The 21,676-nt window shown below is 45.4% G+C and carries 17 protein-coding genes and 1 tRNA gene (1 of these 18 cut by a window edge); 12 read left to right on the top strand and 6 right to left on the bottom strand.

What is annotated here, in order from left to right:
• The first annotated feature begins 168 nt into the window (after window positions 1-168).
• From RTP55_RS03605 to gorA, 4 genes are all read left to right on the top strand, one after another.
• A complete protein-coding gene (locus RTP55_RS03605) occupies window positions 169-483 on the top strand; it encodes a rhodanese-like domain-containing protein (protein WP_312384262.1) in 315 nt (104 codons plus the stop codon).
• Window positions 480-1,772 carry an McrB family protein gene (locus tag RTP55_RS03600; protein ID WP_219332135.1) on the top strand — a complete coding sequence of 431 codons (1,293 nt, stop codon included), beginning with the start codon at window positions 480-482 and terminating at the stop codon, window positions 1,770-1,772. The genes RTP55_RS03605 and RTP55_RS03600 overlap by 4 nt, the downstream gene beginning before the upstream one ends.
• Window positions 1,769-2,992, top strand: a complete 1,224-nt coding sequence (locus RTP55_RS03595; RefSeq protein WP_312384258.1) for a 5-methylcytosine restriction system specificity protein McrC — start codon at window positions 1,769-1,771, stop codon at window positions 2,990-2,992. Before RTP55_RS03600 ends, RTP55_RS03595 begins: the two co-directional genes overlap by 4 nt.
• Window positions 2,993-3,127: 135 nt before the next feature.
• Window positions 3,128-4,498: a glutathione-disulfide reductase gene (gorA, locus tag RTP55_RS03590; RefSeq protein WP_309592576.1), complete on the top strand. Its 1,371-nt coding sequence runs from the start codon at window positions 3,128-3,130 to the stop codon at window positions 4,496-4,498.
• A gap of 80 nt (window positions 4,499-4,578) precedes the next feature.
• On the opposite strand, the gene RTP55_RS03585 is transcribed toward gorA, so the two are convergent.
• Genes RTP55_RS03585 through potA form a run of 4 tightly spaced genes read right to left on the bottom strand, consistent with a single transcriptional unit; the run spans window position 4,579 to window position 8,658 of the window.
• Window positions 4,579-5,721: an ABC transporter substrate-binding protein gene (locus RTP55_RS03585; protein WP_076773924.1), complete on the bottom strand. Its 1,143-nt coding sequence runs from the start codon at window positions 5,719-5,721 to the stop codon at window positions 4,579-4,581.
• A 10-nt stretch (window positions 5,722-5,731) separates the two neighbouring features.
• The gene (gene potC / locus RTP55_RS03580; protein WP_312384254.1) at window positions 5,732-6,535 is read right to left on the bottom strand and encodes a spermidine/putrescine ABC transporter permease PotC; all 804 of its coding nucleotides are present in this window, start codon (window positions 6,533-6,535) and stop codon (window positions 5,732-5,734) included.
• A 10-nt stretch (window positions 6,536-6,545) separates the two neighbouring features.
• Window positions 6,546-7,415, bottom strand: coding sequence for a spermidine/putrescine ABC transporter permease PotB (gene potB, locus RTP55_RS03575; RefSeq protein ID WP_312384284.1), 870 nt, complete (start codon window positions 7,413-7,415; stop codon window positions 6,546-6,548).
• A 55-nt stretch (window positions 7,416-7,470) separates the two neighbouring features.
• Window positions 7,471-8,658: a spermidine/putrescine ABC transporter ATP-binding protein PotA gene (gene potA / locus RTP55_RS03570; RefSeq protein WP_409418202.1), complete on the bottom strand. Its 1,188-nt coding sequence runs from the start codon at window positions 8,656-8,658 to the stop codon at window positions 7,471-7,473.
• Window positions 8,659-9,053: 395 nt separating this feature from the next.
• Between potA and RTP55_RS03565 the strand changes: the two genes are divergently transcribed.
• The 3 genes from RTP55_RS03565 (at window position 9,054) to gloA (ending at window position 12,167) form a co-directional block, all read left to right on the top strand.
• A complete protein-coding gene (locus RTP55_RS03565) occupies window positions 9,054-10,685 on the top strand; it encodes a DUF2252 domain-containing protein (RefSeq protein ID WP_312384252.1) in 1,632 nt (543 codons plus the stop codon).
• A 120-nt stretch (window positions 10,686-10,805) separates the two neighbouring features.
• Window positions 10,806-11,447: a carbonic anhydrase gene (locus tag RTP55_RS03560; protein WP_007115887.1), complete on the top strand. Its 642-nt coding sequence runs from the start codon at window positions 10,806-10,808 to the stop codon at window positions 11,445-11,447.
• A 225-nt stretch (window positions 11,448-11,672) separates the two neighbouring features.
• Window positions 11,673-12,167 carry a lactoylglutathione lyase gene (gene gloA / locus RTP55_RS03555; protein WP_065264285.1) on the top strand — a complete coding sequence of 165 codons (495 nt, stop codon included), beginning with the start codon at window positions 11,673-11,675 and terminating at the stop codon, window positions 12,165-12,167.
• Between the two features lie 67 nt (window positions 12,168-12,234).
• On the opposite strand, the gene hemF is transcribed toward gloA, so the two are convergent.
• Window positions 12,235-13,230, bottom strand: a complete 996-nt coding sequence (hemF, locus tag RTP55_RS03550; protein WP_203172606.1) for an oxygen-dependent coproporphyrinogen oxidase — start codon at window positions 13,228-13,230, stop codon at window positions 12,235-12,237.
• Between the two features lie 380 nt (window positions 13,231-13,610).
• On the opposite strand from hemF, the gene RTP55_RS03545 reads away from it, so the two are divergent.
• The 5 genes from RTP55_RS03545 to RTP55_RS03525 all read left to right on the top strand — a co-directional run bounded on the left by RTP55_RS03545 (window position 13,611) and on the right by RTP55_RS03525 (window position 21,415).
• Window positions 13,611-13,790, top strand: a complete 180-nt coding sequence (locus RTP55_RS03545) for a hypothetical protein (protein ID WP_239742854.1) — start codon at window positions 13,611-13,613, stop codon at window positions 13,788-13,790.
• A gap of 205 nt (window positions 13,791-13,995) precedes the next feature.
• A complete protein-coding gene (locus RTP55_RS03540; RefSeq protein ID WP_312384250.1) occupies window positions 13,996-17,643 on the top strand; it encodes an AAA family ATPase in 3,648 nt (1,215 codons plus the stop codon).
• Window positions 17,644-17,801: 158 nt separating this feature from the next.
• The gene (locus tag RTP55_RS03535; RefSeq protein WP_312384248.1) at window positions 17,802-18,755 is read left to right on the top strand and encodes a cell division protein ZipA C-terminal FtsZ-binding domain-containing protein; all 954 of its coding nucleotides are present in this window, start codon (window positions 17,802-17,804) and stop codon (window positions 18,753-18,755) included.
• Between the two features lie 156 nt (window positions 18,756-18,911).
• Window positions 18,912-20,933, top strand: a complete 2,022-nt coding sequence (gene ligA, locus RTP55_RS03530; protein ID WP_312384281.1) for an NAD-dependent DNA ligase LigA — start codon at window positions 18,912-18,914, stop codon at window positions 20,931-20,933.
• Window positions 20,934-21,136: 203 nt separating this feature from the next.
• Window positions 21,137-21,415, top strand: a complete 279-nt coding sequence (locus RTP55_RS03525; protein ID WP_007115896.1) for a lipoprotein — start codon at window positions 21,137-21,139, stop codon at window positions 21,413-21,415.
• A gap of 240 nt (window positions 21,416-21,655) precedes the next feature.
• Here RTP55_RS03525 and RTP55_RS03520 read toward each other — a convergent pair.
• Window positions 21,656-21,676 (bottom strand) — tRNA-Lys (locus RTP55_RS03520) (it continues 155 nt past the right edge of the window).

The raw sequence follows: 21,676 nt of genomic DNA, 5'->3' as shown, positions 1-21,676 counted from the left end.
AAATACATAAAATATTGGAATGAATTATAAATCATAATTTGTCAAAAACTTGATAAAAATAGTTAAGGTGATGCAAAAATTTGGTTATTAATCGCTGATTTGATAAATTTCGTCAGCTTATCCATAATAAGCCATCACAAAATACACATTAAAAATTAAGAGGTAATCATGATTCGTGAACTAGCCATTACCGAATTTTCTGCCACGGCAAACGATACCGTTTGGGATGTGCGGGATAGTAAAGCGTTTGCGCAAGGACATATTGAGTGTGCCAAAAACCAACCCTTAGATACGCTGACGACAGAGTTATTGGCAACCACGGATGGCACTGTCTATGTGCTATGCGGTGGCGGCAGCAAAGCCGCCAAAGCCGCCGCTTTGCTCAATGAGATTGACCCAAAGCGGGATATCGTCCATTTGACGGGTGGTACGCGTGCAGCAAAAGCGGCAGGTATGACCATCGTGAGTGATAATCTGTCATGAGTGAGCCAGCAAAAAATATTATCTATACGGGCGTAGCAGGGACAGGCAAGACCTACCGACTGCAACAAATCGCCAAACAATATACCGAGATATTGCCAGTAGCCAATGCGGATGAATTGCTAAGAGCTTTGCTTAAGCCACTAAGCTGGCGAGATGTAATTTGTTTGATATTCCTAAATAATTATCAACAAGGTAGAAAACTGCTTAAAGTGCCAGAAATAATCGATCATCAATTTTTTAGGATGAAGGCGCAATTAAATGACCGTAAAGAAAATTTGAATCAAACGGCTTGGGGCACATTGATGATGTACAGTGATAAGAACTCAGTCCGTGTCAAATATCATCGAAGGGCTAGCCAATCGTATTTTGATAAAGACGATAGCAGTAATTGGTTTTTATTAGCAGACAGTTTGCCGTTATTAGCAGACTTGCAAAACAAGCTTGATGATTACCAAGTGGCGATTCACAGCCAGTTTCAGCCCAACTATTTACAGCCAAAGCTAGAACGCTTTAGTTTTGTCAGTTTTCATCAAGCGTATGGGTATGAAGAATTTGTCGAAGGCATTCGTCCCCACATCGCGGACAATGGGCAGATGAGCTATCGCATTGAGTCAGGGGCATTTCTTAGACTGTGTCAACAAGCCAAACATGACCCTAGCCACCGTTATGCCATGTTGATTGACGAAATCAACCGCGCCAATGTCGCCCGCGTGTTTGGGGAGTTGATGAGTTTGATTGAACCTACCAAACGCGCAGGACAGACAGATAGGCTGTCGGTGAATTTGGCGTATTCGCGTCAGCCGTTTAGTGTGCCTAGCAATGTCGATATCTACGCCACCATGAACAGCCAAGATCATTCATTGGCGCCGCTCGATATGGCATTTCGCCGCCGTTTTGAATTTATTGAATGTCAACCACAGCCACAGTTGTTGGGTAAAGTGATGGCAAATGGGATTGAGATTGATTTAGCCAAGTTGTTGACCGCATTGAATGAAAGAATCTTGCAAAATTTGGCAAAAGACAGCCAGTTAGGGCATAGTTTTTTGTGGGGTATTGATTCGCTGCAAGCGTTAAGCGCTGCGTTTAGCCAATCCATCATCCCACAAGTGGCGCAAGCCTGCCAGCACCATGGACAAATCTTGCAAGCAATCTTTGGGCAACGCTTTATTAGGCTAGTTGATAACAAAAAAGCAACTGGATTTATGGCGCAGCAAGCGGGGTTTGACATCAATACCCAAGCGCTTGATGAGCCAAATAACTATCTTGCAATCTATCAAAGCGCCCAATGAAAGCCATCATCACGTTTGAACATAGTTGCCTGACCGCGGCAGATTTTGACGATGGGCAAGATTTTGACTGGCTTATCGAGCAAAATTTTGACGTGTTTCGCATTGAGCGTAAACAGCAGCGGTGGCAACTCAAAGTGCGCCACTATATCGGTGTGATTGGGTTGCCCAGTGGCGGGCAAATTGAGATTTTGCCAAAACTTGCACAAAGCCAAATTACCCATGCCGATGAAGTTGCCCAAACCCGTCAATGGGTGCAACAGATGCTGACAGCGGTGTGGCAAGCCTTATTGCCCAAGTCGTTACCCAATCTAGCCAATCAACTACTCATCAATCCTCCAGCCCCCAATCCTCCACCCAGCAATCATTCACTATCGCTTAGCGAGTGGCTACAAGCGTATTTTTGGCAGGGATTTGCCCAGTATGTGCCCAATCAGCAATATCAGCAATTTGAGCAAAATCAGCCCTATCTGCAGGGTAAATTACTGGTCAAAGAGCAATTGCAGCATAACTTCCACCAGCCGCATAAGTTTTATCATCAGACTGAAAATTTTGCGATGGATACCGCGGGCAATCGCTTGGTAAAAACCACCATCGAGCGGGTGATTGGCAGCATGGCTTTCCCATTACCGCCTCAGTGGCAAGCAGTGGGTACCGTTGCCAAAGACTTATACGACATCTTATTTTCTCAAGCGCTGCAAGAGTTGACCGCGTTGCCCAGTCTGCTTGCCCAGCGTAATTATACTTTTATCAGCTTTTGTTATGCGCTGCTGACGCTACAACAAGCCAGTAACCAAGGGCAGTTTTTGACCCCAACTTGGCTGGTGAATATGCCATTTGCCTTTGAAAAATGGGTGGGCAGGAAAATCCATGAACAATTTGTAGGGCAGAATTTTGAGCTAGTTGAGCAAAAAAGACAGCCATTGACCGTGCAGCAAGGGTTAACCATCAAACCCGATATTTGGCTAAAGTCTGCCGATAAACTCATTATTGCCGATGTAAAATGGAAAAAAACTGCTACTTTCAACGACATAAGCTTGGCTGATATGTACCAACTACTTACCTACGCCAGTGAGTTTGATGCCGATGAAGCTTGGCTGATTGTCCCAACACTAAGCACACAGTTAATGGCACAGCAGATTGAATTTTGCCAACCCAAAAAAACCCGATTTTATCTGATGCCTTTTGCGGTGACGCAAGGGTGTTTAAACCTTTTTCATTAAAATTATTCAAAAAAAAACGCTGATTTGTTTTATTTTATCAATGAGAAAGGTGAGAATTAACAACTTTTCTCGCTACCAAAACTTGGTAAAATAACCGCATATAACTTTGAAAATGACCAAAAAACAGGAAGAATTATGAGCAAACATTATGATTATATCGCGATTGGTGGTGGGTCAGGGGGCATTGCATCCATCAACCGTGCTGCCAGTTATGGTAAAAAATGTGCCTTGATTGAAGCCAAGCAGCTAGGCGGTACTTGCGTCAATGTGGGCTGTGTGCCCAAAAAAGTGATGTGGTATGGCGCCAATATGGCAGCGGCGATCCATCATTATGCGCCTGACTATGGCTTTGATTTGGATGTTAAACAATTTGACTTTGCCAAATTGGTACAAAGTCGCCAAGCTTATATCACCCGCATTCATCAGTCGTACAACAATGGCCTCAAAAATAACCAAGTCGATGTGATTCATGGTTTTGCCAAATTTGCCGACCAACATACGGTTGAGGTGTATAAAAATGACGGCACAATAGAGACCATTACCGCTGACCATATTTTGCTAGCGATGGGGGGGCGACCTGTTCGCCCAGCGATTGAAGGGGCAGAGTTGGGTATTGACTCGGATGGTTTTTTTGACTTGACCGAGTTGCCACCGCGGGTAGCGATTGTGGGGTCAGGCTATATCGGTGTCGAGATTGCAGGGGTGATGAATGCATTGGGCTCAAAGACCCATTTGATTGTGCGTAGCAAGCGGGTGCTCAAAAACTTCGATGCCGACATTGTCACCACGCTCACCCATATCATGCACGATGATGGTATTGAATTTCATTATGGATTGCTGCCACAACAAGTGCGCAAAAACCAAGATGGCTCATTGAGCATTGAATTGTCAAACAATGAGACCTTGACGGTGGATTGTTTGATTTGGGCAACGGGTCGCGAACCTGCAACTGATACCATCAATCTTGATAAAGCGGGCGTTGAAGTCAATGAGCAAGGCTTTGTTAAAGTCGATGCCTATCAAAATACCAATGTCGAAGGGATATATGCCGTCGGCGATATTATCGAACATGGTATTCAATTGACCCCAGTGGCGGTGGCAGCAGGTCGTCGATTATCTGAGCGCTTGTTTAACAACAAACCCAATGAGCATTTGGACTATAACCTAGTGCCGAGCGTGATTTTTAGCCATCCACCGATTGGTACTATAGGGCTGAGTGAAGAAGAGGCGGTTAAAGGCTATGGCATCAATGCAGTTAAAGTCTATAAATCCAGTTTTACCCCGATGTATAGTGCAGTGACCAAGCACCGTGAGCCGTGTCACATGAAGCTGATTTGTGTGGGTGAGGAAGAAAAAGTGGTGGGCTTGCATGGTGTAGGTTTTGGCGTCGATGAGATGATTCAAGGTTTTGCCGTTGCTATCAAAATGGGCGCAACCAAACGTGACTTTGATGACACGGTGGCGATTCATCCGACTGGCTCAGAAGAGTTTGTCACCATGCGCTAAGCAGATTTTTAGGGTAAAAAAGCGGACTTAATCATAAGCCCGCTTTTTTTATAATTTTTTAATGACCGCTTATTGAAAAATCACATATCCACTTTGAGCCTATCCCAATACTGCTGATATAACGCCATTATCTCATCCCCAACGTCTTCACGAAACATCGCGTGTTTTAGCAAATCAGCTGGCGGATACACAATCGGATTGTTGGCAAGCTCAGGCGGCATTTCTTTTTTTGCCGCCTCATTGGGCGAGCCGTAGCCGATTTCTTCACTAATCATGGCAGCGTATTTGGGTCGCAAGATAAAATCGATAAACTTATGGGCGTTATCGTTGTTTTTGGCATTTTTGGGGATGACCATGTTATCCATCCACATAATAGCGCCTTCTTTTGGATACACAAAGTCCAGCTCTGGCATCCCTTGGTCTTGTGCCATGATGACTTCACCATTCCAAGCCAAGCCCAAGTAAGTTTCCCCTTCCATAAACGGCATGCGCGGTGCATCTGAGTTAAAGGTGCGCACATTGGGCATCAGCTTGGTGAGCTTTTCATACGCTTGTTTGATGGCTTCAGGGTTTTTGGTACTGCCATTATAGCCAAGGGTCAATAGACTCATGGTGAACACGTCACGGATGTCATTCATCAGCATCACGCGCCCTTCGTACTCTGGCTTCCATAAGTCATTCCAGCTACTCAAGCTTGCTTTAGCAATGCGTTTGGTATTGACTGCAATGCCTGATGAGCCCCACAGATAGGGAATACTAAACTTGTTTTCAGGGTCAAAAGGGGCATTGATAAAGGTTTTGCCGAGGTTGCCAAAATTGGTCAATTTGGCATGGTCAAGCGGCTCAAGCATCCCTTCTTTACGCATTTTATCGACAAAATCCGTCCCTGGAAACGCCACATCATACTCACCACTGCCATTCATCAGTTTGAGTTTGGCGTACATGGCTTCGTTAGAATCAAAGGTGCTATAAATAACGTCGATACCTGTCTCTGCGGTAAAATCTTTAAGCACTTGGTCAGAGATATACTCCGTCCAGTTATAGACATTGACAACCTTGCCGCCTTGACTGGCAGTAGGCGCAGACGCCGCAGCGCTAGTCGAGGTCTCGCTCGCTTTTTGACAACCCGTTAGATTACTTGCCAGCCCCCCTGTTAAAACGGCACCGCCAATGCCTAAGCCATACCCTAAAAAACGTCTTCTATTGAGCATCCGAGATATCATATAAGTCTCCTTAACGTTTTTGGGTCGATGGTAGATTCATCGACTTTTTGGCAAGTAATAATTGCGAGATAATCAGACCCAGTAGCGAGATTGCTAGCAAGATTGTGCCTACGGCGTTGACTTCAGGCTTTACCCCAACACGCACCATCGAATAAATCTGTAATGGTAAAATCTCAAATTCAGGTCCTGTATTGAACGTAGATACCACCACATCATCAAGCGATAAGGTAAAGGCAAGTACCCAGCCCGCCAAAATCGCAGGCAAAATAATCGGTACAAGCACGGTACGAATCATGGTAAATTCATTGGCACCCAAATCACGCGCCGCTTCCAACACGCGGGTATCGAGGCTAGATAGACGCGCAGTCACCGTAATCACCACAAAGGGCAGACAAAAGGTAATGTGGGCAATTAGCAACGTCACAAAACCCAGCTGTATCCCCACAATCAAAAATAACGCCAATAGCGAAATCGCCAACACAATCTCAGGTGACATCATCAGCACAAATAGCAAGCTTTGTAGTATCGATTTACCTTTAAAGTCATAACGCTGTAACGCTAACGCCGTCAAACCGCCAATCGCAGTAGAAATCGTCGCAGCCACTACCGCCAATATGACCGAGTTGATGGCAGCTTGTACCATCGCGGCATTACTAAATAACTCGCTGTACCAATGGGTACTAAAACCGCCCCATTGATAGCCGACTTTTGAGGCATTAAACGAGAAAATCACCATCACCGCAATCGGCGAGAACATCAGCAGATATACGATGGTCAAATACAGGCGAGACAGCCATTTCATAATATTAGACATAGCATCCCCCTTATGCCACTTCGTTGTAGTCAGTTTTGCCAATGCGTTTGCTGCTGGCTCGATACGCCATAATCAGCAATGCCATGGCAAGCGTCAATAGCACGGACGCCGCGGCACCAAATGGCCAGTCACGGGCATCCAAAAACTGCGATTTGATGATATTACCCACCAACAAGTTGCGCGAACCGCCCAAGATATCCGCCACATAAAACATGCCCATGGCAGGCAACAGTACCAGCAATACCCCTGAAATAATCCCTGGCGTAGTGAGCGGCAAAATCACGTGCCAAAAGGTTTGTAGCTTGTTAGCGCCCAAATCTTTGGATGCCAAAATATAATCGTCACGCAAATCCACAAATACCGCATACAGGGGCAGTACCATAAACGGAAACAGCAAATACACCAAACCGCCAATAACCGCTTTTTGGGTATATAAAATTTGCAGTGGCTCGTTGATAAGCCCAAGGTTAATCAGCATGGTGCTGAGCAGACCGTTGGCCGCCATAATGAGTTTCACCGCATACAGGCGCACCAATGAGTTGGTCCAAAAAGGAATCACTAGCAATAACATCAATAATGACTGCCATTTTTTATCCGCTTTACTGACCAGATAGGCAAATGGATAACCGAGCAGCAAACAGATAATCGTCGTCATCCCTGCCATCGACAGCGAATGTAAAAACACTTTTAAATAAAGCGGATCAATCAATCGAATATAGTTGCCCATGGTGACAGGCAGTGTTAAAAACTTATCTTCATCCCGGGTCAAAAAACTGGCGGCAATCACCAAGATATTGGGAATCAGGGCAAAAATAATCAACCATGCCCAAATCACAAACAGGGTCGCACGCTGAAAACCGCGCCCGCCTTGTTTTGTCATAACAGGGGCAGGCGTGTTAGCAGTCGAAATGCTAGAGGTCGAAGGTGAAGTAGTATTATTCATCTGGCAAAATCCACTCCCAACCATCGACCCAGTCAATACGCACTTCTTGCCCCAGTTTATAGTTAAAATTCGGATCGTCTTCGTTAAAGTACTCTGACGTTTTGACGATATTGCCGTTTTTTAATCGAATCACAGAATCTAATGTGCTGCCTTTATAAGCACTGTCTACCACGTTGCCGATTAAGCCTTCATGCCCTTCATGGGTGTAGTACACGCGGATATCTTCAGGGCGCAGTAGTAAGTTGACATTTTGACCGACTTGCACGTCAAATTTTGGACGGGGCAATTCACGAACCGGATGAAAGCCGTCATTTTGCTCGACCACTTCCACTTTGATGCTGGCTGGGTTGACCTCTAGCACTTTACCTTTAAACAAATTGGTCTCGCCAATAAAGCTTGCGGTAAATAAATTGGCAGGCGATTCATAGATGCCAATGGGCGTATCAATTTGCTGGAATACGCCGTTTTTCATGACGGCAATCCGGTCAGACATCGACAAGGCTTCTTGTTGGTCGTGGGTCACGAATACAAAGGTAATACCCAGTTCACGCTGCAAGCGTTTGAGTTCTGATTGCATTTGCTCACGTAGTTTGGCATCGAGCGCTGATAGAGGTTCATCAAGTAGCAGCATTTTTGGGCGATTCACCACGGCGCGGGCGATAGCGATACGCTGCTGCTGACCCCCCGACAAATCTTGCGGACGACGATTGATGGTATGGTCAAGTTGTACCATCGCCAACGCTTCCCGCACCCGCTGGTCGATTTCGGTTTTGGGCACGCCTTTAAGTTTTAGTCCATAGGCGATATTGTCGTACACATTCATGTGCGGAAACAGGGCATACTGCTGAAATACCGTATTAATCGGACGTTTTTCCGCAGGTAAGCCTGCAATATCAACCCCTTCTAGATGCAAACTACCGGCATTGGGTAGCTCAAACCCGCCAATCAAGCGTAGCAGGGTAGTTTTGCCGCACCCAGAAGGCCCCAGCAGCGTCAAAAACTCCCCGTCATAAATATCTAGATTGATATTTTGCAAAATTTGGGTATCGCCATAAGATTTGGATAAATGACGGATTTGTAGTAGTACCGGTTTTTGGTTGGTCGGCTGGGCGCTATCAGGCATAGCTGATGGTGCGTTTAGGGTGGTTTGTGGCGTTGATGCGGACGTTGATGCAGACATAGGCACAATCTCACGGCAAGGCTAAAATAGCGGGCTAAAATGGCATATTTATGATAGGGTCAACGCGCAATCAGCATGACAACATAAATACAGAGTTTTTCGATAGTTTCACCTGTGAAAATACAGTTAAAAGTTGCGTTCAGTATAACGGCTAAAATTAAAAAATGTTACTGAAAATTGACCTACTATTCATAAAATTTTAGTGGCTAATTTTAGTAGAGAATAAGGGGTTGATTTGGCACAAATCAGCAACGTAACTTTTTACCAAAGCCATTAAAATAGCAAGCTTGAACGACTTTGATGTGATGATAATTTAGCCAGTGACCGATTGAACATTTAGCTATTGAATATTTACCTATTGGACATTTACCTATTGAAAATTTAAGAGACACGCCATGCCTAGCAAAAAAAAGCCTCAAGACCCAACGACTCAAACAGCCACTCAAACAACAAATGCCCAAACAACAACCACTCAAACAGGCGCAAACAATACGGCTTCTCAAACCACGGCTAACAAAATACCCGCAAAAAAACCAACCGCTAAAGAAACAGCGACCAAAAAACCAACAAAGGACACAACAGCCGCGCTGCCCATCGCTATCGCTTTACCCAAATCCTTACATCATGCTCAGTGTGTGGATTTGACGCGCCATCGCTACCAAGGCAAGCTACTAACCCAAGCGGATAGTATTGCACTTGGCAAACAGCAGCGTAAGGCGTATCCATTAAAAACCTTGGCTGCCATCAGCCAACGTCCGACTGCCATCGACGCGCTCAGTCTTTATCATTGGTCCAATCAAGGTCGGTTGACAGCGTTACTACCCATACGAGCCAAGCGCATGAGTGTATCGCCGTTTACTTTTTTTCGTGGGATGCCCGCTTTGATGCTGTTTGACCAAGCATGGCAGGGGCAACATTCTGGGCTATTTCAGCAGATTTGCGGCGATTGTCATGTCAGTAATTTTGGTGGTTATGCCAGTCCTGAACGCAATTTATTATTTGGTATTAATGATTTTGATGAAACCATCGTTGCGCCATTTGAATGGGATTTGCAGCGACTGGTCGCCAGTATTTTAATCGCCAGTCAAAGTTTTAAGTATGTAGAATCGGTGGGCTATAAGGCGATAGAAAAACTGCTGACCAGTTACCTTGATGCATTAGAAGCGCATTGCAGCTTGTCACCGTTACAAGTGTGGTATGAAAAAATCGACACCCATAAAATATTGGCAAATACCGAAGACGTGACTGTTCGTAAACGCCGTCATGCCGATTTTGAAAAAGCCAAAAAAAATGATGCGGTAAAAATGCTGCCAAAATTGACTGAGCGTGATACTGTCACAGGGTTGCGCGCGTTTAAAACTGACGGTGAATTGCAGCGACCACCACGCCAAGGGCAGCCATTTTTTGGTGGTAGCCACGCTTTTTTTGACGCTTATCGAGATACCCTAAAGTCAGATAGACAAGTGTTGTTTGACCGCTATGATTTTACCGATGTGGCACTCAAAGTAGTTGGGGTGGGGAGTGTCGGTACTGTGTGTGCGGTGGCATTATTCCAAGATGCCGACCATGAGCCGCTGATATTGCAAATGAAGCAAGCCAAAGCGTCTATCTTGACACCCTTACTGGCAAAACAATTTAGCCATCAAGGCAAGCGCGTGGTTGAAGGGCAACAATTGATGCAGGCATCGAGTGATATTTTCTTGGGCTATGCATCGCTTGATAACTTTGAGATGGATTTTTATGTCAGGCAGCTGCGGGATATGAAGTATTCCGCGTCTCTTGAGAGCATGACGGCTGCCCATTTTTACGAATATATTGAAAGCTGTGGCCATGCCTTGGCGCATGCGCATACCAAAGCGGGCAATGCCGATACGCTTATGGGCTATCTGGGCAATGGCAGTGAATTCATCCCTGTCATGCAAGCCTATGCCGAGCAAACTGCGGCTCGCAATGCCCAAGATTATGCGCAATTTATGAACCAAATAGCTGATGGGCATATTGCTGTGGCAGGCGATGAGGTATTATAGTAGCTATACAACCGTCTTGAAAAAAATTTTGAGTTTTAAAAAGTTTAAAATGATAAAAAATATCGCGTTTTATATCATCATAAAGTTCGTTATTGTCCCTAGGTGAAAGGAGAAAACCAAATGCCAAACAGTCACTTACCGCGTCCCGAAACTGCCGAGCAAGCGCTCGAGATGCTCAAACAAGGCAACGCACGATTCGTAGAGAATGTGCAAAACCCCCAATCAACCTTGCTAGCGTCTAATGCACTCACCCATGTGCATGAACCGTTTGCGATTATTTTGGGTTGTTCTGATGCGCGCGTGCCTGCTGAGATTGTCTTTGATCAAGGTTTGGGTGATTTATTCGTCATTCGTGTAGCAGGCAACGTAGTCGCGCCGTCTCAGATTGGCTCGGTTGAGTTTGCTGCTGAGAAATTCGGTACCAAGTTAGTCGTGGTGTTGGGTCATTCACATTGCGGCGCGGTGACGGCTTGTGTGGAGACACTGATCAATCCTGATCAGCAGTTTTCGCCCAATTTACGCTCGATTGTTGACCGTATCCGTCCCAGTGTTTACAACTTGCATGAAATTTATACCGCCAATGGACAAGACATTGACGCGCAAGAGTTGATTAATCGGGGTATTAAAGCCAACGTGCGTATGTCAGTCACCCAGCTCAAACACGGCTCTCGTATTCTTGAAGATGCGGTTAATAATGGTAGCTTAATTATTGTTGGGGCGGTTTATGATTTGGACACGGGTAAAGTGACTTTTATTGAGTAGCGAGTATTGAATAGCGAATAGTAAATAGCGAATTGAGTAACTTACCTAAGTGCAATGTTATTAGCCATGATGTTATGAGAAATGACGGCTATATTTTTACCCAAAAGTTAATTAAAATTAAACAGTATTGAATTTTTGGCAAACTGTCGTTATTAATGACGTTTAGTCAACGTCTTTTTCTTTTAAGGTTTTTTCTTTTAGAGGCATATTACAATAAGGATCACTATGTCAAACTTGTCCGCTACCAATGGGTTTATCTTTAATCACACCATGCTTAGGGTGAAAGACCCGCAAGTGTCTTTGGCTTTTTATCAAGATGTATTAGGCATGACGCTACTACAAACCAAACGCTATCCACAAGCGGAATTTGATTTGTATTTTTTGGCAAAGCTTACCGATGAACAGGTGGCAAATTTGCCGACCGATACTGCCGCGCTAGCAGCATTTACCTTTAGTCAGCCAGGGGTGCTAGAATTGACCCATAATTATGGCACGGAGTCTGATGCAGAGTTTCACTATCACAGTGGCAACAGCGAACCACAAGGATTTGGGCATATTTGTTTTGCCGTGCCAAATCTGCAAGAAGCGGTTGCTTGGTTTGAGCAACATCAAGTCACCTTCAAAAAACGCCCTGAAGAAGGTACGATGAAAGATATTGCCTTCATCTTGGATCCAGATGGTTACTGGATAGAAATCGTACAACCAAACTTAATGGGTTAATCGCCCATGAAAAAAAGGGCAACTGTGATTGCCCTTTTTTATGGTGTTTTATTAAGATTGCGTTTTGTTAAGCCTTGAGGTTCAGCCAATCTCTGGGTTTTAGATAAAAATCCGTGAGTTCAAATTCAGGCGTTCCTGCGAGAGGCTCATAACGATATTCCCAGCCGGTGAGCGGCGGCAGACTGACCAAAATCGACTCAATGCGACCGTTTGATTGTAGGCCAAACAAAGTACCGCGGTCATACACCAGATTGTATTCGACATAGCGACCGCGACGGTACAACTGAAAATTACGCTGCGGCTCGGTATAGCGCGTGTGTTTGCGTTTCTCAAAAATCGGGATAATACCTTTAAGGTAGCCATTGCCTACCGCCTGCATAAACGCAAAGCACTTATCAAAATCCCAGCCCATGCTAAGCGTGTTCAAATCATCATAAAACAAGCCGCCGATGCCGCGTTGTTCGTTACGATGCTTTAAATAAAAATACTCATCGCACCACGTCTTAAACTTGGGATAAATATCTGCCCCAAACGGCGCGCACAAATCATGACACACTTGGTGCCAATGCACACAGTCTTCCATCACAGGATAAAACGGCGTTAAATCAAAGCCCCCACCAAACCACCAAATCGGCTCGTAGCCTTCTTTTTCCGCGATAAACATCCGTACGTTGGCATGACTGGTTGGCACGTTAGGATTGGTCGGATGAATCACCAGTGAGACACCGAGTGCTTGTGCTTGGCGACCAGCAAGTTCAGGGTGGCGAGCGGTGGCAGTGGCTGGCAGATGGTTGATAACAATGTGGCTAAACATCACCCCGCCTTTTTCAATCACTTTGCCGCCTTGAAGTACATTGGAGCGACCACCGCCCAAATTTTGATGGGTGCCTTGCTCAGTGGGTCTCTCCCAAACATCAGCGACAAATTTGGCATTGCTGGCACCTTCAGCATATAGATTAAAGCCGCCAGTGGCTTCTTGGTGTTCTAGCGCTTGGCAAATACGGTCTTGTAAATCAAGTAAATAGGCGCGAACGGCTTGAACATTGGGTGAGGAGAGCAGCATAGACATAGCAATAATTCTTTTAAAAATTTTTAGCGATTAAATTTTAGCGGTTAATTTTTAGTGATTGATTTTTAATAATCATTGTAACACATAATCGCGTGGGTAAAATTTAGCGTATTGGGCGTATTGACTGATGACACGCATAAATATTTACATAAAACCCTTAAAAAAATCGTCACAGCCGCTACCCAAACGGTCAGAAAACTCATAAAATGCCATGACGTCTTGATTACATGATTGATGAAATTAAGTTGAGATTTTATAAACTGACTAGCCCAGCGATACTGATTGACCTAGTGATATAGTTATTGGGATCATATAGTTATCGGACTATCAAGTTATCAGATGGATGATTACATTAACCGTTTTTGGAGAAAACTATGAATAAATTATTAATCACATTAGTGACAGTCATCAGCCTTGTGGGCTGTGGTAAAAAAGAAGAAGCCAAAACTGAAACCACTACCACGACGACGACCACCACAATAGCGTCTGTACCTGCCAATACAGCGACTGCAACGGCAAATACAGCGACTGCTACTGCGTCACCGGCAAAATAATATTAGCCAAAAGCCTAATTGATAAAACCGCTAATCCACTTAGCGGTTTTTTTATGCTTTTTTTTATGCCATGGCAGATTTATCAGCTTAAGGCTTTAGCAGGTTTAGCCTAATTTCTGTGTACCAAGTCAGCATAGATTTAATGAATAATCGCTAAAATTTTGCTAAAATAAGCGCCTTTTTTTGATACCTACACTCTAGCAACATGCGGTTAAAACAGCTCAAGCTGGCAGGCTTTAAATCCTTTGCCAATCCTACAACGTTTCATTTCCCCAAAACCATCACCGCGATTGTCGGGCCCAACGGCTGCGGCAAATCCAATGTGATTGATGCCATCCGCTGGGTGCTGGGCGAATCCTCCGCCAAGCAGCTCCGCGGCGGCGCGATGAGTGATGTCATTTTTGCAGGCACGCAAGACAAGTCCGCCAAAAGCTTGGCAAGCGTAGAATTGGTGTTTGAACATACCCGCGGCGAAGATGGTAGCAGCGGCATCCACCACGCGCTAAATCTGTATCAAGAATTATCGGTACGTCGGCAAATCAATAAAGAAGGCAAATCCGATTACTTTATCAATGGCACCAAAGTACGCCGCCGCGATGTGGTCGATATTTTTTTGGGTACAGGCCTTGGTGCGCGCTCGTATGCGGTGATTGAGCAGGGTATGATAGGGCGCATCATTGATGCCAATGCGTTGCAGCTACGAGAGTTTATCGAAGAGGCATCGGGCGTGTCGCGCTACCAAAGCCGGCGTGATGACACCCAAAAACAGCTCGATACCGCAAGCGATAATTTAGCGCGCCTGCATGATATGGTCAGCGAACTAACCAGCCAACAAAAACGCCTAGAAAAACAAGCCAAAACGGCACAACAAGCCCAGCAATGGCAACAAGCGCAGCAAGCGATCAGTGAGCAGCTACTCATTGATGACTATGGGCAAGCATGGCAAAAACAGCAAACACTCGCGGCAGATTTTCAAGCGATGCGTGAGCGCGTGGATGCCCATCAAGTATTGATTGAAGGATTAATCGAGCAGCAGCAACTTGCTCAGCGGGCTCTGACTGAGCAACATGACACTTTACAAACCCAGCAAAATCTTGCTAAGGATTATTGGCAGCAGCAGCATGAAACGCAAAGTCTACTGAAACAAGCTGAGCAAGCCCTTGCTAATGACCAACAACGCCTTAATGTCCTCAATGTTGAGCTAGGTCGTTTTGCAGCGTATCAACAAGAGTTGCAAGCACAAAAACAGCAAGCACAAATGCGTATTGAAGGCTTACCTGCAGAGCTTGAACAGCTCACCGCACAGTTGCAGCAATTGCGTGAGGAGCAAGATGATTGCAAACAGCAGCGTGAGCACATTGCCAAAAATTTAGTGGCATTAAATAAGCAAAAGCAAGACGTAGAAAAAAATCTTGCCGTCAGTGAAAATGCCCTCAAACACCATGCCAGCCAACAACAGCGCCAACAACAACGCCAAAGCGAACATGACAAAGCCGTATTGGCATGGCAAACTGCTAACGCCACATTTGATCAGCAATTTGCAGCGTTTGAGAATAACGAACTAGACACTAAAATGACGAAACTCAGTGATGAGATTGAACGTCTTGAAGCCAATATCATCGCCCGTCAAGAATCTATCGCTGACCAAGCTGATGAAGTTGACAGCTTAACCCGGCAGCATCGCCAAGCTGAGCAGCAGTACCAAGCGTGGCAAACCGAGCAAGCAACACTACAAAATCTGCTAGCGCAGCAGCACTCTGCCCTTGACCAACTTATCCACCAGTCACCCAATCAAGAAAATAATAGCAGTTTGCCAAAACTTATCAGTCAACTGCAATTGACCGAAACAGGTAAGGGGTATGCCAATATTTTTGATACCCTAGTTACGGTATTTTCCAAATGGTCTATCGCCGCTGACCAAGATTTTGCCCAAATTATCCATGACAATGCGGTGTTTATTGATAATAAACCAACTTTACATCACCCATCGAAAAATAACCCAGCGAACAGTCATCTAATAGAAGGTTGTTTGCCATTGTCTGCTTTGATTGCGGCGCCCAATCTGGCTATTTTTCAGCAGGTTTGGATCAGTGCGACGCCACTTGACTGGGCAGATGTGCAGGATAAAGGGCTGCTCGATAACTTACCAACGGGCGATTGGTTACTGGTGCAGACCTCAGCGCAACAACTGATACTCTGTAATCAGCAGCTGCTGATTAACCTAAGCCATTTGTTGCAAGCTGAGGGTCAGCAGGTTATCAGTTTTAGCCAGCAGTTGATGAATGAAGCCCGTATTGAAGAGCTCGATGAACACTTGGCGCAGCAACAACCGCAACTACGGCGTCTAGCCGATCGCTTGCAACAAGCGAAGGTTAGTCTGCAAGAATGGCAAGCCCAAGACCGAACCGCGCGTAATCAACTGCTAAGCCTAACCCAGCAACAACAGCAATGCCAGCAACAAAAACTACAACAGCAGTATCGCTATCAATCCGCACTCGATAAACTTAATCAAGATAAAAAACGTCTAGACAGTGACAGCGAGCGTCTACAACAAGAGGGGCTAGGTTTTGCGGACAAATTGCACCAAGAGCAACAGCGGACTTATGAGCTAAGCAACACGCTTTCGCATTTACAACCGCAATTACAGCAGCAAATCAGCGAGCGCCAGTCACTCGATGAACGCTTAAACCAGTTTGCCAGTCAGCAGCGCGAGCTGGAACAACAACAAAATCGCATCACCCAAACACTGGCAACCGGACAATTGCAAATCACCGCAAGTGAGCAGCAACTTGCCAAAGCTGAGCAAGACCAAGCAAGATTCACCAGTGAGCAGCAGCTGCTGAGTCATAAAATTAGCGAGCAGCAGGCACGCTTGCCCCAGCTACAACAGCAACTCACGGTGGACTCGACGCAACTGCAAACCGCCAATGACAGCGTTAAGCAATTGAAAATCACCTTGAAAACCATGGAAACCGAGCTACATCAAGCGCAATTGGGTGTGCAAGAGTCTCAGCAGCAGTTGAGCCAACTACAACAGCAATATCACACCACCGACACCGCATTGGCACTAGCAAAACAAAACGTGGCATTGATTGGTGAGCAATTGACTAGTCGCAAAATCACCGTGCCAAAAACCGACAATATTGACTTAATGAGTGGCAGCAAACGCGAGCAACTACAGCGACAACTCGACCAGTTAGCATTACAGGTGGTTAATCTTGGGGCAGTCAATCATGCCGCGGTAGCCGAGCTCAGTGAAGTGAACAGCCGCTTGGCGCCCCTTGCTGAGCAAATCTCGGATTTGACCGCCAGTATTGACAAATTGCAACTTGCTATCCAGCAGATTGACAGTCAGACCAAACAGCTTTTTATGGAGATGTTGACCCAAGTCAATATCGAGCTTAACAAGCTATTTACCCAAGTGTTTGGCGGCGGGCAAGCGCAGCTGGTGTTATCAGACCATACCAATGACAAAGATGGCAGCGGCAAAGGCTGGCAGTCAGGGCTAGAACTTATGGCGCAGCCGAAAGGCAAAAAGAACAGTAGGCTGGCGCTGTTATCGGGCGGGGAGAAAACCTTGACGGCGTTAAGTTTAATATTTGCTATTTTTAAACAGCAGCCCGCACCATTTTGTGTGCTCGATGAAGTCGATGCGCCGCTCGATGATGCCAATGTCGCACGCTTTACCCGCTTAATTGAGCAGCTTGCCAAAGACGTGCAGTTTGTGTTTATCAGTCATAACAAACTTGCCATGCAAATTGCCGATGAGCTCAAAGGTGTGACCATGCCAACGGCAGGGGTGTCCAAGCTGGTCAGTGTGGATATGGCTGAGGTGGAAGCTTATTTGGCATAAGCGATTTTCACCTGTCAAATACGCAAAAAGTCAAGCCTTGTCACGGTTTTTTCTAGCTGATTTTATGAAGTCATGATAGTATAACGGCAAAAATACCGATGTAAAAATTTTTACACTACAAACAGGGTCGTTATCGTCTTTCTCAAAGGTCGTTGTTTATGTCTATCACTCAGCTTATTCTTATCATTCTTGCGGTTGTTGCTATCGTTTGGGGTATTTACACGCTACTAAAATCCATTCGTCAAAAAAACCAAGATGTATTAGCGACTGACGCGATTGAGCATGACAAAGATGGTTTACCTATTATTCCGCGCCATCAGCGCCCTGAGCCCCAAGAAAGCCAGTTATTCAAAGCGGAAATTACATCCGACAATCCTAAAGGCGAAGTAAAGCTAAGCGCGGACGATACCGAGTTGCACCTAGATAACTATCCAGCCAATGGCGGTTTTGCCAATGCCAATGCTAATGTCACTAAATCTGCCAATGACAAATTATTGGCAGAAACCCATACATTTGTGGAAAACGAAAACGACGCTTTTAGCATGCTTGCCAATGCCACAGAGACTATCACCCCGGTTGTGCATACTTTCGATGAAAATCAGCTAAAAAATGACAGCTTTACCGATAACAGCCCAATTTTGGACACCCATATCCAAGCGCAAATTGACGAAGAACAAAACAGCCCACTCAATAACGCCATTCAAAATATCAACATCAGTATTTTTCCTAATCAGCAATTTATCGACATTAAAGGCGATTATCTGCTAGAGCTGATTGACAAGTATGGCTTGAAGTTTGGTGCGATGAATATGTTCCACCGCTACGAAAACAAAGACGGGACAGGCTTATTGTGGTTTAGTCTGATGATGATTGACAATGAAGGTATTTCACCTTTCGATCTCAATCGACTACCGACGCAAACCATGAAGGGCTTGGTATTATTTTTATCACTACCACACCCACGCCCTGTTCAAGGCTTTGATAGCATGATGAGTATCGCAGGATTGCTTGCCAATGACTTAAATGCCACGGTATATGACGACACAGGCGAGCCAATTAACAAAGAAAACACCCAAGCCATGCGCGAGCTTGCCATTAATTTTGGACGATAGATTTTATTAAAATGAAAACAAGGTACTCCTCGTGAGTGCCTTTTTTTATGGTTAAAAGTTTTATTGTTTTGACTGACCTGATGACTGAAAAAATTGACCAAGTAAGCCCTCACTTTGTTGTAAAATATCCGTTATCTTTTTTAAATCATCATGATTATGAACACAGCCGCCATTACTGCGCAAATGCGCAAACTCATTGCACAGCTAAAACAACATAACCACGCTTACTACGTCTTAGACAATCCGCTGTTAGAAGATAGCGAATACGACCAACTTCGCCAAGAACTGGTGGCATTAGAAACCGCGTATCCTCAATTGGTACAAAGCGACAGCCCTACCAACCAAGTAGGCGACAAGCCGTTGCCATCTTTTACCCAAGTCACCCACCAAATACCCATGCTGTCACTGGGTAATTTATTTACCTTTGACGATTTACAGAATTTTATGCGACGGGTCAATGACCGTTTGGCAGTCAATCAGCAAAACCCCGAATATGAAGTCGAGCTCAAACTTGATGGGCTTGCGGTTTCACTGTTGTACCAAAACGGGCAATTTATCCAAGCGGTCACGCGCGGCGATGGTCAAACGGGCGAAGATATTACCCAAAACGTGCGTACTATTCGAAATCTACCCCTACAGCTAGCGATTGATATACCACGGCTAGAAGTGCGCGGCGAAGTACTCATGCCCAAAGCAGGGTTTGCCAAGCTCAATCGTGATGCACAGGCGAAAGGGGAGAAAACCTTTGCCAATCCGCGTAATGCCGCTGCGGGAAGTTTGCGCCAACTTGACCCAAATATCGCCAAAAGTCGTCCACTGGCGTTTTATGCCTATTCCGTCAATCAAGGCTTACCCGCTGAGATTACCACCCAATCCGATGCGCTTTTTTGGCTAAAAGCGTTGGGGTTTAGCATTAGCGATATCAAAATCGTGCAAACAGCCGCGCAGCTGCAAGCGTATTATCAAGCGGTGATTGAAAAACGCAGTCGCTTACCCTTTGAAATTGATGGCACGGTGATTAAGGTCAATAGTTTAGCCTTACAAGAGCAACTAGGCACTTTAAGCCGTGAACCACGCTGGGCAACCGCCTATAAATTCCCTGCCGAAACTGTGATGACTCGCCTAAATGCGATTGAGTGGCAAGTTGGGCGCACAGGTCAGTTGACGCCCGTAGGCAAACTTGAACCTGTCAATGTCGGTGGCGTCACTGTGAGCAATGTGACCCTGCATAATATCGGTGAAATTCAGCGTTTAGACATTCGAGCAGGGGACATGGTCAGCGTACACCGTGCCGGTGATGTCATACCCAAAGTTACGCGCGTTTGGACGGACGAGCGCCCCGCCAATGCCCAAGTGGTGAGCCTGCCGACGCATTGCCCGGTGTGTGATTCACCCGTTATCATGCCAGAAGGTGAAGCGCTGGCACGATGCACCGGCGGACTATTTTGCCCAGCCCAGCAACAAGAAGCGCTGATTCACTTTGTCAGTCGTAAAGCGATGGATATCGACGGGCTTGGTGAGCGCTGGTTGATTAACTTTTTTGAGCAAGGTATTGTTAAAAATGTCGCAGATATTTATGCGCTGAGCAAGCACCGCGATGCGCTCATCAACCTTGAAAAATTAGGGGAAAAATCTGTCGAAAATATGCTAGCCGCCATTGAAAAAAGTAAAGATACGACCTTACCGCGGTTTATTTTTGCCTTGGGTATTGGTGGCGTAGGCGAGAGCACGGCGATGAATTTAGCCATGCAATTTGGCGACTTGCAGCCGCTCATGGCAGCGAGTATTGAAGCCTTACAAAAAACCCCCGATGTCGGTGAAAAAACCGCAGACTCGATTTTTGAGTTTTTTCGTGCCGAGCACAATATCGAAGTCATTAATCGACTATTACAAGCGGGTATTCATTGGCAGCCTGTCAGCCAAGTGCCTGAAGGTAATCAGCCGCTTAAAGGTCAAAGTTGGGTCATTACAGGCACCCTTGAAAGCATGGGACGTGACGAAGCCAAAGCCAAACTGCAAGCATTAGGGGCAAAAGTCTCAGGCAGCGTTTCTGCCAAGACCACCGCACTGCTCGCAGGCGAAAAAGCGGGCAGTAAACTTGCCAATGCTGAAAAACTGGGGGTGAAAGTGGTGACTGAAGCGCAATTCACCGATTTATTGAACACGTATCATGCCTAATATATGTGCGGTATTGTAGAAAAAGTTAACGCAACCTTGAGTAAGCTATTTGTTGCCCAAATTATAGCAAGGTTACTTACAAAACACGTATAAATCAGTCTTTATTTATAACAATAGGGTGAAAAATTTACGCTAATATATCTTCCGTAAGTTGCTAAAAGCACCTGACATTTTAGCAAATGGAAACCCTACTGGAGAAAACTATGAAATCACTTAAAACACTTGCGGTACTTGCGACACTTGTTGGTTCAACAGCATTGACAGCGTGTGCAACCACTGATGCCTATGGCAACCGCGTCACTACCCAAGGCTCTTCTCGCGCGGCGACGCAAGGCGCGGTAGCGGGTGCAGCATTAGGTGCACTGGCAAAATCAGATGGCAACCGTAACGACATCGGTAAAGCTGCGGCAATCGGTGCAGCAGCGGGCGGGGCAACAGGCTATGTATTAAGTACATCACCTAACTATCCATACCAAAAATAAGCTATACTAAAAGTCATAGCCTATCTCGACAGCATCCGACAGCGATGCTGTTAAAAGCCAAACCTTTAATGGTTTGGCTTTTTTCTTTGCTAAACGTTAGGCAAGCTATTTGATACAATCAAAGATAAGTTCAACTAGGTGATTTTTATTTTTCTAACCTAAACTGCTAGCCTAAATCATAGCGTTACAAAATCAAGGGTATAAAAAAAGCCCTTATCAATTCGATAAGGGCTTTGGATATGGTGGATCGTCCGCGACTCG

It is taken from the genome of Moraxella sp. CTOTU47579 (assembly GCF_032004885.1).
In the GTDB taxonomy this organism is placed as follows: domain Bacteria; phylum Pseudomonadota; class Gammaproteobacteria; order Pseudomonadales; family Moraxellaceae; genus Faucicola; species Faucicola tetraodonis.
The sequence above is the reverse complement of the archived record's forward strand: the minus strand, read 5'-3'. Positions and strand labels throughout refer to the sequence as shown.